Origin of the sequence: Parashewanella spongiae (assembly GCF_004358345.1) — a bacterium.
Lineage (GTDB): Bacteria > Pseudomonadota > Gammaproteobacteria > Enterobacterales > Shewanellaceae > Parashewanella > Parashewanella spongiae.
Genome location: NZ_CP037952.1, coordinates 3,750,487 through 3,761,967, shown reverse-complemented (window position 1 = coordinate 3,761,967; position 11,481 = coordinate 3,750,487). Strand labels below are relative to the sequence as shown.

The 11,481-nt window shown below is 38.6% G+C and carries 11 protein-coding genes and 2 pseudogenes; 5 read left to right on the top strand and 8 right to left on the bottom strand.

The window, feature by feature from the left end; translation table 11 throughout:
* Positions 1-16: 16 nt before the first annotated feature.
* Genes E2I05_RS14945 through E2I05_RS14925 form a run of 5 tightly spaced genes read right to left on the bottom strand, consistent with a single transcriptional unit; the run spans position 17 to position 4,190 of the window.
* Positions 17-310 (bottom strand): EexN family lipoprotein, encoded by a 294-nt coding sequence (locus E2I05_RS14945; protein WP_121853767.1) that lies wholly within the window; start codon positions 308-310, stop codon positions 17-19.
* A gap of 55 nt (positions 311-365) precedes the next feature.
* On the bottom strand, positions 366-1,037 hold the full coding sequence (locus tag E2I05_RS14940) for a type IV secretion system protein (protein WP_121853766.1): 672 nt from the start codon (positions 1,035-1,037) through the stop codon (positions 366-368).
* Positions 1,034-3,523 carry a VirB4 family type IV secretion/conjugal transfer ATPase gene (locus E2I05_RS14935; RefSeq protein ID WP_207805288.1) on the bottom strand — a complete coding sequence of 830 codons (2,490 nt, stop codon included), beginning with the start codon at positions 3,521-3,523 and terminating at the stop codon, positions 1,034-1,036. Before E2I05_RS14935 ends, E2I05_RS14940 begins: the two co-directional genes overlap by 4 nt.
* Positions 3,520-3,852: a VirB3 family type IV secretion system protein gene (locus tag E2I05_RS14930; protein WP_121853765.1), complete on the bottom strand. Its 333-nt coding sequence runs from the start codon at positions 3,850-3,852 to the stop codon at positions 3,520-3,522. The genes E2I05_RS14935 and E2I05_RS14930 overlap by 4 nt, the downstream gene beginning before the upstream one ends.
* 11 nt (positions 3,853-3,863) lie before the next feature.
* Positions 3,864-4,190 (bottom strand): TrbC/VirB2 family protein, encoded by a 327-nt coding sequence (locus E2I05_RS14925; protein ID WP_121853764.1) that lies wholly within the window; start codon positions 4,188-4,190, stop codon positions 3,864-3,866.
* A 445-nt stretch (positions 4,191-4,635) separates the two neighbouring features.
* Here E2I05_RS14925 and E2I05_RS14920 point away from each other — a divergent pair, with 445 nt between their 5' ends.
* Positions 4,636-5,487 (top strand): hypothetical protein, encoded by an 852-nt coding sequence (locus E2I05_RS14920; RefSeq protein ID WP_133309721.1) that lies wholly within the window; start codon positions 4,636-4,638, stop codon positions 5,485-5,487.
* Between the two features lie 127 nt (positions 5,488-5,614).
* Positions 5,615-6,139, top strand: a complete 525-nt coding sequence (locus tag E2I05_RS14915) for a hypothetical protein (protein WP_121853762.1) — start codon at positions 5,615-5,617, stop codon at positions 6,137-6,139.
* 1,379 nt (positions 6,140-7,518) lie between these two features.
* On the opposite strand, the gene E2I05_RS14910 is transcribed toward E2I05_RS14915, so the two are convergent.
* Complete coding sequence (locus E2I05_RS14910) at positions 7,519-8,058, bottom strand: hypothetical protein (protein ID WP_121853760.1); 540 nt, start codon at positions 8,056-8,058, stop codon at positions 7,519-7,521.
* Positions 8,059-8,146: 88 nt separating this feature from the next.
* Positions 8,147-8,686, bottom strand: a complete 540-nt coding sequence (locus E2I05_RS14905) for a DUF7010 family protein (protein ID WP_243641082.1) — start codon at positions 8,684-8,686, stop codon at positions 8,147-8,149.
* 385 nt (positions 8,687-9,071) lie between these two features.
* Here E2I05_RS14905 and E2I05_RS14900 point away from each other — a divergent pair, with 385 nt between their 5' ends.
* The 3 genes and pseudogenes from E2I05_RS14900 to E2I05_RS22860 all read left to right on the top strand — a co-directional run bounded on the left by E2I05_RS14900 (position 9,072) and on the right by E2I05_RS22860 (position 11,125).
* Positions 9,072-9,446, top strand: coding sequence for a TrbC/VirB2 family protein (locus tag E2I05_RS14900; RefSeq protein WP_243641081.1), 375 nt, complete (start codon positions 9,072-9,074; stop codon positions 9,444-9,446).
* Positions 9,447-9,470: 24 nt separating this feature from the next.
* On the top strand, positions 9,471-9,803 hold the full coding sequence (locus E2I05_RS14895; RefSeq protein ID WP_121853758.1) for a VirB3 family type IV secretion system protein: 333 nt from the start codon (positions 9,471-9,473) through the stop codon (positions 9,801-9,803).
* Positions 9,800-11,125: pseudogene (locus E2I05_RS22860) on the top strand (VirB4 family type IV secretion/conjugal transfer ATPase). The gene E2I05_RS14895 and the pseudogene E2I05_RS22860 overlap by 4 nt, the downstream one beginning before the upstream one ends.
* Here the strand turns inward: E2I05_RS22860 and E2I05_RS22615 are convergent.
* A pseudogene (locus E2I05_RS22615) lies at positions 11,019-11,336 on the bottom strand (transposase); the annotation flags it as partial. The pseudogenes E2I05_RS22860 and E2I05_RS22615 sit on opposite strands and share 107 nt — an antisense overlap.
* Positions 11,337-11,481: the final 145 nt, after the last annotated feature.

Genomic DNA, 11,481 nt, shown 5'->3' with positions numbered 1-11,481 from the left:
TTTAGGGCGTGGGCACCTATTTCCAGCCATGATGCTTAGGCAGTTTGTCGACATCAATGTGAAGTGGGTGTAATTCACCTGCACTGCGTTGATTGGCCGCTTGCAGAGCATTTATGCAATCAGGCTGATTACGATATTTGGCTGGATTATTACTGCAACGGTTTAAGGTGTCATCTAGCTGGTTGTTATGCGCCAGATACCAATTAACGGTATGCGCAGCAGTGGTATTGTCTTGAGTTTGTTTGCTATCAAAGCAAGCGGTTAAGGCTAATGAGCCGATGGCAATAATAGATAAATGTTGTGCTTTCATGGGTACGTTCTCTTTATGTTGTACCCGTCCTTGGATTTTTTAAGGTAAAAGGTTGTTAATAGTTCACATGAATCGGGTGTAATTCCCCGCCAGATTCAACGGCCATTTGGGTAATGCGTTGCTGAGTTAGGGCGTCACTGGCCTTGGCTTGTGCTTCAAGTAATTGAAGTTTGGCTTGTTCGTTGGCCATCATCACGCCTTCGGCATCAATCCGAGCTTGTAAGTCTTCAATGTCTTTTTGTTGAGGTGCATTATCAATTTTCTGAATTAAGCGCATGAGCTGTTGATATCGAGTTTGAGTTTGTTGCAGTGATACTTGAGTTTGTCCAAACCAGCGACCTCGATAACGATTAACATCGTCATACAGTCCAGCTACATCACCACCCAAGTTAAGCCATTGGCTGTTGTGTAAGCCTTGTTGTTTGAGAGACAAATTTGGGTCAACTTTAACGCTGATGTCATACACCGAATCAATGGCACCAGACATATGCCGAATCCCGTTGATGCTGTGTAATTGATCTTTTGCAGTTTGTAGCTGTTGTTTGAGGGTGTTGATTTCTTCAAGCAGATGTTTCACCTGAATGATGTTTTGATGTAGGTTTGCGACATCAATAACAGGAAAGGCTTGCGCTGTTAAAGGCAACATAGTCATCAAGGTACCAAAGAAATAGGCGCTGGATTGCCGTTGACTGCATATGGCAATGACGGTTTGAACAAAGCGTTTCATTGTTCACCTCGTTTATCGCTTAATGCTTTGAAGTACAGCGGCAGCCAGTCTTTGGGATCGCTGCCGACATCTGAGACTAACTGGTGCAATAAAGTCACTTTGTCGGTAGTACCTGAAATGACGGCCAACTCTTCATCAAAATTCTGTAAGTCCAGACCCGTGACTATGCTGTCATGGCCTCGTTTAACAAGAAATTTGCGTGAGCTAGGTTGCAGCTTGGTTTTAATGATTTCAAATTCATGTTCGGTGAGGTTGAAGCCATCAATGTAATCTTCTCGTTTGGCTTTGGGATTGGGCATAAAAATGAAGGTGGCGCATTGTTCAATCAGCGTATGTGCGATTGGTGATTTCAACACATCTTTAGCCGATTGAGTGGCGTATACCATAATGCCGTTTTGTTTACGAATGACTTTTTGCTTGTTGTTGGCTAAATCTTCAAAATATTCATCGAGCAGCAACTTCCAGAACTCGTCTATGATGATCTGTAGCCTACGACCATCAATCAGCTTTTCAATACGATGAAACAGGTACATGACGATTGGGGTTCTGACTTCGGGATGATCTAAAAACTCAGACACATCAAATGCTAATAATGTTTGCTGAGTTACATCCAGTTCATCCAGCTGATTATCGAGCACCCATGCGAGTTCGCCATCATTGCACCATTTTTGTAGCCGGGCATAACAACCATCTTTGTCAACGGGATCGAGGAATTCCAAACAGCGGCTTAAACGGCGCAAAGGTTTAGTTAATGCCATTACGCCACTAACGGCATCGGTGATTTCTTGTTGCTGATGATGAGTGAGTTCAGCACCGACTAATTTGCTCATCAATGAGGTTAAGAACAAGCGGTTATCAGGCGTATCGTCAATATGAAACGGGTTTAGTCCAGTAGCTTGCCCCAATTGCAGTGGCAGATATAACCCACGACAAGCCCGAACATAAACTTCTAAACCACGATCTTTATCAAAGATGATTTGTGTCGGGGTAAACTTCTTACTTTGCGAAATTAGAAACCCCTGTAATACGGTTTTACCTGAGCCAGATGCACCAATAATTAAGGTGTTACCCAAAGCGTGATGCTCATCCTTGAGCGAGACGTTCATACCATTTTCACGTTCTATGTTCTCCTTATGAGTTAGGTTGGTTAAGGTGCACTGGTGTTCGGTGCGACTTTCGTGGAAGTTAAAGTAGTAAGGCGCACTCGATTCGGTTTTGAACAAGGTGACGGCTGCCCCCCATTGATTGCCATCAATCTGTCCCGTTGGGTAATTATGAAAGCTGCAAAATCCTGCGAAGTTGCGAGAAGAGATCGGTGCTGGGCGAGGTCGGTATTTACTGTTAGCAGGCAGTTGTGACCAATAAGCGGCAGCTAATCCAGTGCTCTCACGAGTTGGGATGATCGATAAATCGGCCATTTGAGATTTTACACTGGCTAAATGCTGATTAAGATCGCTGGTGTTTTTGGCCAAAATGGTGAGTACCAGATGATGTTCGCCATAGACGATGCGATTGGACGTCAGTTCATCCAAGGCCAACGAGATAGCGCCTACTTGTGACTGCGCTAAATCACCGGTAGTCACTAATCGATTTTGTTGACGAATGAGTAGTTGAGTCGCCAGTGGCTTAGATAAAAACTGATAACTCTGACTGAGAATAAAGCCAAAAGGTGCAGAGAGTAGGGCATTTAATAAACCCGCCTCAGTACGTTCAGGATATTCAGCAATACTCAAACAAGCCCCGTATTGAGTGTCAATCATGCCCTTAAGAGCGAAGGTATTGACACCAAATAGCGGGCGTACCCGAGGCAAAGCATCAGCTACATCGATGGTAGGGCAGATGCGTTGCTGCCATTCTCCATTCACCAAGAAATCTAAGAAGGTCAAAACCTCTGAATAAAAATGGCCGTCTTTAAAATAGGTAGCAAGCAACTCAGGTTGGTACTCAGCAAGCGATGCTTTAACACTACTGACCACTTCATTGAGTGCATGAATGGCTTTCATTTGCTGGGCAATACATTGCTCTGGTGTCGGTGTTTTCTTAAACAGGCTTAATGGCTGAGTAATACCATCAGAGTGAATCACCGTCAGATACAGCTCATTAATAAACAACTGGCTTTGGCACACCTTAGCGGCATACTTTTGGTTGAGTTTACGATCAAATTCACACTCAAAGTTACCATCCGGAAAGGCTTTATACTCACGACGAATAATGTGTGACCATAAGCAAACGTTAGGCGCTGCAATATTTCGTAGCATTAAATTAAGCTGCTCTTTCCATAACTCGATTTGCTCAGCATCTTTGGTTTCGTGGGCAATACCTTGCAGCTTAATGACTTGCAGGTGTTCACCATCACGGGTTTTAACCGTATGTGAATCACACAAAGTTTGATAAGGAATAAAATCAGCGACAGGGTTTTCTTGTTGCCATAGTTTTGATGCGAGTTTTTGCTTAGGTAAACGCTTTGGCATTGAATGGACACTCATGATGTCATCTTCCAACGGCCTGCAACGTAATGAGGGCTGCGAGTGTTGATAACCGGGCAAGCGGTTGCGACACCAAAGTGACGCCAGCCAAGGGATTTTGCTTTAGTGATAAACCACAAATGTTGCAGTCTAAAAATGCGGGGATCACGCAAACACAAACCGTACATCACGACATGGATTGGAAAATACAGAAGTAAGGTGAACGGATTTTTAGTGGCAATCATCAAAATGGCGACTAAACCTGCTGCGACAATTAAGCCGTCTAAAGTCACGCCCCATTTCATCGCTGGGCGAGTAACGGCGACAAATAAAGGATCTTGATATTGCATAGCATCAGCTCCTATTTCACAGCTGAAATGATGAGGTCGACAATGGTGGTGCCGCCAAAGACGAGTACAATACCTGCAATGTATTTACCGCAAGTTTCGCCAGTAATACGACCAAACCACGCCAAATAACCCAAGATGGCAATACCAATAATTGCTGCACTTCGAGCAATACCATTGGTCAGCAAATCCATAACCCAATCAACACCTTCGGTAATCGGGTTAGCAAAGGCCAGTTCAGGTACCAGCCATAAACACAACAGCAAAAAAAGATGGGCGCTAAGCGCCCGAAAGCCATGAGTGCTTGCTGTTTTAGTTGAAATGAGTGAGTTCACTTTCATTTCGTACTCCAAACATTGAGCTAAATGAAAGACACTTAAAATCCGTTGAAAGCATCGAGTAAATTGAACGTATTTAGAAAATCACATGCCAGATAAAGGTTGTAAACCACTCACAGAAAATAGAATTGCTTTTGCAACGGTATGCAACGGTTTGCAACATGAAACAGTTTATTAAATGGCGATGTGGAAACAATTGCACACAGGAATAGGTGAGTAAATGGCATAGAAAAGAAAGAGTTTTAAATTGCTAAACGGGCGTTTGAGTTGTGATGATTGATAAATAAGTCACTGAGGAAGAATAAATAACAATATCAAAAAGGATAGAGATTAATATTGAACAGAAACGATGTCATTTAAACGTAGTCAATAGTTACCTGTTCTGTTAAATTTCGTCTTTAAAGTGTAGGAAGTACCCTATGTGGTAGCTGAGAAGGAGTTTAGGGATATGAAGATAGATAAATTTACTAATTGGGTTTTGATTTTTCCGGTACTTGTAAGCCTATTTCTAGTGCCTTTCGCCCACTCGAAAAGTACAGAGTCAGATTCCTTAAAAAAGAGTCCAATATTTCTATATTCAGATGATTATAATGGCGAATATATCACTTACCTTCTATATAAAAATCACGAAAATTTTTTCTTGCTTTCAGCATTTTATCTCGGAGATAAAATAAAAAAAGCAGTACTGTACGATATTGAAAACAGGAAAGTCGTCGAAGAGGAAACATATACTGGTCAACTAGATTCGGCAACAAGAGTGTTCAAAAAAATTAAAACACTTGAGTTAAAAGATGTATCTTCTTTGATAACTAGTTATGGTGAAAACTATTCAAGATTTTATCGTATTGGTCAAAACAAACTTTATAAAGGAATAGGGGGGCGATGTTCTTCCCCCTTCGATGGTTATGTGCGCTTTGATAGGCAAGGTAAGGCTTTAAGTATAAAAAAATCAATTCTCTTAAACCGAAATACTGCACATATTTCAGATAGTGATTGCAATCGAATGAATGGATTGTCTAAAACAAGCATTCCTGCGACATCTTTAGGAATTGAGAGCGTCTACCAATTAAGTGATGATTTGTACTTGATATCTTTTTCAGAATATCCATTGCTAACTTTCATGAATGGAAATTTAGATTTGTACACTAATGAGTATTTGAAGGTTGTTGACTTCGACAAAGTCAAGGGAATGGAGGCAAGCAAAAAACTAATTGATAACTGGCTAAAACAGCCAGAAAATAAACGGGAATCACTTTTTCCTATTATAGCCTCAGAAGTACAGAAATCTTTCTTCAATTAAAACTAATGTTACTTTTAACTGCTTTTCATTAAATCGATTATCGAACGAAAAGCACATAAGGCAAGATGTTAGCAATACAAAAAAACATTGCTATAACCTACTGAATTAAGTTTGAGCTGACCATAACGTGCAAAATTTCAAAACAATAACTTTGTTTCTATATCTATCCCTTATCACATCACAGGTAGAAGCTGAAGTGCTATTTGGCCCCGAACCCGGCAAAAGTGTTATGGACTACAAACCTGTTTGTAGTGATATCGCCAAAATAGGGGATTGGAAGCGTTTTAAATACCAAGGATACAGAAGAGTTTATTTAAATGACATACAAAAAGCGCCGGTAGATGGTTACAGTAAGTTCTCAAATGTAGTGGATTCAGCCTTTAACTTACCATTACGAGTTACTGAGTCATACTTAATAAAAAGCTTTGGAACTCCACTTTCTAAAAAATATCTTTCAGAAATTGAATATACAACTTTAGATTGGAGCTTCAAAAGTAAGAGTGATTTTTGGGGCTTACAATTTTTTGAAAAGGTTATGTCTGTAAAAATAAGCTTAATTGGTGACTGCATAGCAACTATAGAGTTACGTATTGAAGACGTAGAAATAGGAAAAGCAAATGCTCTGGAGTTTATCAGGAAAGAGCCTAGGTGAATTTAAGTTGCCTTTCTATGAAGATTGAATTGTGATTGCACAAAGAGTTTTAAGGTATTGTCAGTTTCCATTGAGTATTTGCCTACGTCAAAATATATCGACCCTCAAGGTAATAAGGTAATGGTTAATCGAGTTCACATATAACATTTTGAAAATTAATGATAAATTTGATTACCTTTCAGAGGTAATTATAGGTAACAAAAAAGTAATCCCATTGATTTATAAATAATTTAATTTGGAGGAAAATTACTTTTTATAGGGTAATCATATTACCTATTAGTTACCCTTGATGTTACCCTTTTTATTGTTTAAAAAATCAAATTAAAGTGTTTATTTACAATTGCTTGAGTTGGTTGTTGTGTTCGATTACCTAAATTACCCTTTAAACTTATCTTAAGCGTCTACCGAACCTCACTTTTAATATAATAAGCGTACAACTGGTTAAAACACACTTAAGGAGATATTTTGATATTGAACCATTTTGCTTTGAATGAAGTAATATTCAATAAATCTAATAATAATCAGAACCTAAATTAAAGCTGAATTTTAAGCCGTAAGATCACGTAAGTTAATTTTAAAAGTGCGCAAAACTATGGTTTAAGCCATTGATTTACATAATGTCGATTTTGACCTTTAATGTATATTTTTTTGTGATGGGTATTAGGTATTTTTCTATATTTATTAACTACTTAAATTTGTTGGGTGGTAATGATGGGGTGTCAGGGGGCGGAGGTTCGAATCCTCTCATACCGACCAATTATCTAGTTGAAATGCAAAAGGAAATTTCGTTTTACCGTACAGCTTAAAATTCTAACTCGCAAAACTCCCGCAAAATACTCGCAAAACCCACCTCTAAAATGAGTGTAAAATATTGAGCTAAGTGTTTTTGAACTTGGTGCATTTTACCTTGTAGTTTCAGTACTAAACACAGGTTATCAAGTTGTTGCAGTACCAAGGTTTAGCTCAAAAACTACGATAGGGTTCTAAATTCCTGTAATACACTTCAAAACCAGTAACTATAGTAACCGAGAAAAATTTAAGATTTATTTGACTGATTTATATAGGTTTTATTGCATATCAAAAAGTAACCGTTTTAGTAACCACTAAGTGACCGAGTTACACATAAAGTAGTTAATTTAAGAAATATATAATTCTTTATAAATCAATGAGGTCACATAGTGGTTTACACCAAGTTACTAGATTATGTAACCGATAAACTCATTATAAATCAGATGATTAATATCTAATCTTGATGTCGGTTACTAAAGTTACTAGATATTTTACTGCTAACAGTGTTTATCTAAAAAAGTATGAAAATCACCTCTTGATATCATACCTGTCTACCAATGGGACAACCAACTCCATTTGTTTAACTGCCTCTAAATACAGCTATTATCCCAAAGTTTAGTATGCTTAATTTCAACTTGGTCAAAATGATTTATTTGATTATCTTTATCATCAAAAGATCTGATAAATGCAGAAAATCTATCTGTTTCAGCAGATTTTGTTTCAGGGGTTATCCAGACTCTATATTTGATTGAACCACTACCATCTTTAAGCTCACTCAATGATAGACTTCTTAAACCTTTACCACCTTCTGAGCTAACCCATAAGGAATAATCAGGAGTTCCATCTTCTTTTTTTGCATAACCACTATTTACATCTTTATGACTAATTCCAAGCTCACTTATTTCTTTGGGCTTATTTTTTACATTTTTATAGAAAACTTCATAAATAATTTCATTACAAGATTCATCATAAATGCCAATCTTACTAATATAAGCTGTTTCTTTGATCTTACCTGCTTCTTGTTCCCAAATGGTTATGGACTTTTTACCAATTTCAAAATATTGATAACTAAAAGTAGATATCCCAATTATTGGCAAAGCAATTATTATTCTTAAATTATTTTTATTCACTTTTAACTCCATAAATATTTATCAAAGTGTTCGTTGACCGATATGCACACCTTCTGTTTACGGTTTATAGCCAATTACCAACTTCAAATTATGATTTTTTGATTTCTCTATTCAGCATTTGATAAAGGCTTATCAAATAAACAAACACAACCACACAAGACGTTGCAAGCAAGCTGTTGTTAGGAAACAAGTACCAAGCTATGAATATCAGAATACTTCTGAGAACGGCATGAATGATCCCAACAGGATGATTAACTATCCATGAATAAACTACCCAATGGAGTCCTAATCCAATTCCTATGCTCATAGGAACAAATTCAGGTGCACTAAAAAGAAGAGGTAAGTGCAATGCCCATAACAAATTGACCATTAAGATACAAAGACCCATAAGTTTTGCTAGAGGGTTTGAAGAAGACATTAAATCTTCTTTTCTGAATTTGGCAATTACGATAGCAAGAGGGAAAATGCCACCTGTTGCAAAAAGCAAAATATAGATAGCAACATCTTGATCAAATTGCGTACTCAATAACCCAACTAGGCTCCATATAATTGTTCCTGCAATTGGCATTGAGACAGAGCGGTTTGTTGATTGTTCAAAATTACTTCTATATTCGTTTAATGTCAGCACATTGATATCCTTATTGTTGTTTTCCTGAAATCCATTTTTTATTGATTATTCTTTGTAAAATAAGAGTTTTTCTTTTACTTTGTCGACAACTATAATGCGGAGTTGCTGAATTAATGTAAAGGCTGTATGTCATGATATTTCGGTGACATTTGTCACAATCTTATCGTGATGTAGGTATAAAGGTTTACCGTGTAAGTTTACCGATAGAAGATATCTCATGACTTCTTCTACCTTTATTGTTTCTCAATCCCATCCCAAAACTAAACATCTCTGAACATTTTTAAACATTTGAAATTATATTTGTTGTGAGTGGTTTACAGCAAATTTACGCAATGCAATTATCCTGACATCGACTTATTCAGCTTGATGCTATCAGGGATGTTAAGTGTCTTTATGCTCAACTCAATTAAGAGGTTGGAGTGCAAAGATGAAAATATACTCACTACTCAACATTCAATCCGCAAGATTTCCACAACCACCTTGTCGGGCGATGTTTGCCCGTCTTTTTTTACTGCTCATTTTATTCCTTGTGCCTGAACTGGCCTTTGCTAACCCAATTACTGAAGGTGTGGATTGGGTGATGGACCTGCTAACCAATGGCATTGCTCGTAGTGCTGCCATTATCGGAATTGCCATTTTGGGTTATCTGGCTTGGTTCGGCCGCATTACTGGCGAGACCTGCGGCAAGTACATCGCTGGCATCGTATTGGTGTTCGGTGGTGCAACTATTGTTGATCTCATTATCTCTGCAGTTTCTTAAGGCTACTTATTTAGGATAAGTCGTATGAATAATCAAGATCCGTTATTTGTTGCTGCCACTCGTCCTGCGATGAAATGGGGGGTGACGTTAGATGGCATTATTGTCGCTGGCGGTTTAGTTGCTATGGTGATGATAGCTACTAAAAATCCACTCATATTACTACTTTATATTCCTGCTCACATTGGCATGTATAGCCTTTGCTTACGCGACCCAAGACAATTTCGGCTCATCCAATTGTGGCTTTCAACGAAGGCCAAATCATTAGGTTGGCGTCATTTTGGTGTTGCTACTGCCAGTCCATTTGCAAATACAAGAGCTAGCACAAGAGGCATTACAAAAAAGAGGAAACTCGCATGACAGCTGAAGCCGTAACTCATGAATGGCAGCGTGAAAATACTGTTGCTGAGTTCATTCCATTTCAAACTCATATTGATGAGCATACCGTTAATACTCATAACGGCGATTTACTGCAAGTCATAAAGCTCAAAGGTGTACCGCATGAAACCTTAGATGCTGAGCAAATCAATCTTTGGAAAGAGCAATTTAATTTGTTGCTGCGAAATATCAGTAGTCCGAACGTTTGTTTATGGACGCATATCATCCGCCGTGAGCATAAAGTATTTCCTGAAGGAACTTTTGATTGTGAGTTTGACCGTAAGCTCAACGAAAAATACGCCCAAAAAGTCTGTCAAAGTCAATTGGTGGTGAATGAACTTTATCTAACGGTGGTGTATGCCACTGGCGAAAACAATAAATTAAGCTGGTTGAGTCGAAGCGCTAAGCATACGCAATTAATCGACAAGCAAGTCAAAGCACTGAAAGCGTTAGACAGTATTGTTGATACGGTTATGGCGTCATTAAGTGCCTATCAACCTAAGCGATTAGACATTTATTTTAAAAACGACCATTTCTATTCTGAAGTACTGACCTTCTTGGATTATCTTGTTAATGGTGAATGGCAGTCACGTATTAGCCCCAAAGCCGATATTTCAAAAAGCATTAGCCGAGTCAGACCATTATTTGGTGGCGATACGTTTGCACTGAAAGGTATTACGCAAACCCGTTTTGGTGCATGTTTGGGGATTTCGGAATATCCAGAAAACACGGAAGCGGGTTTGCTTAATGCATTGTTATCAACTCCATTTGAATTAGTGTTAACTCAAAGCTTTCAGTTTCTATCCAAGCCTGTAGCAACGGAATTATTACTCCGACAACAAAACCGTTTATAGAGCACAGGCGATCTAGCTCATTCACAAGTACATGCCATTGGTGACGGCCTTGATGACTTAGCATCAGGTCGAATTGTCTATGGTGAACATCACTTAGTACTAACGGTTATGGCAAGCTCATTGTCTCAACTAGACCAATGTCTTTCATCGTTAAAGTCTGAATTAGCTGACAGCGCAATCATTCCCATTCGTGAAGACTGGGCAATGGCTGCAGCTTTTTGGTCACAACTGCCATCGAACAGTAAATATCGCCCAAGACCTTCACCAATATCATCGCGCAACTTTGCTGGATTTTGCAGCTTACACAATTATCCATCCGGACAACTCGACGGTAATCAATGGGGCCCTGCAGTGACATTACTGAAAGCTGCTTCAGCCCACTACCAAATATTCCTTTCTCACGACAATACTGATTTAACTGAGATTCAGTCATTATTGCGGTTTCAATGACAACAGCTAGCTTTGCTTCGGCTGACCAATTGTTTGTATTTAATGTTTTCCCTGGCACTGGATGTCCTGCTTCTTTTGCTTTGTCTCGCCAATAATACAGGGTATGTACAGAAATGCCTTCTTCTCTTGAAATCGCAGCGATTGTCATATTGTGTGGAGGAAGCATTTTACTCAGTACAGCTTCTTTACGTTCAATTGAATAATGTGTCATTTAGGTGTCTAACTTCCGCTCCCTAAACAGTTTAAATTGATTAAATTTTAGGAGTGACAACAAGTCTGACACAGGGGGTTAATATTAAGGTGACAAGTTAGGTTGATTACTGGTACTTATTGAAATTGGATATATGCTCGGTGCA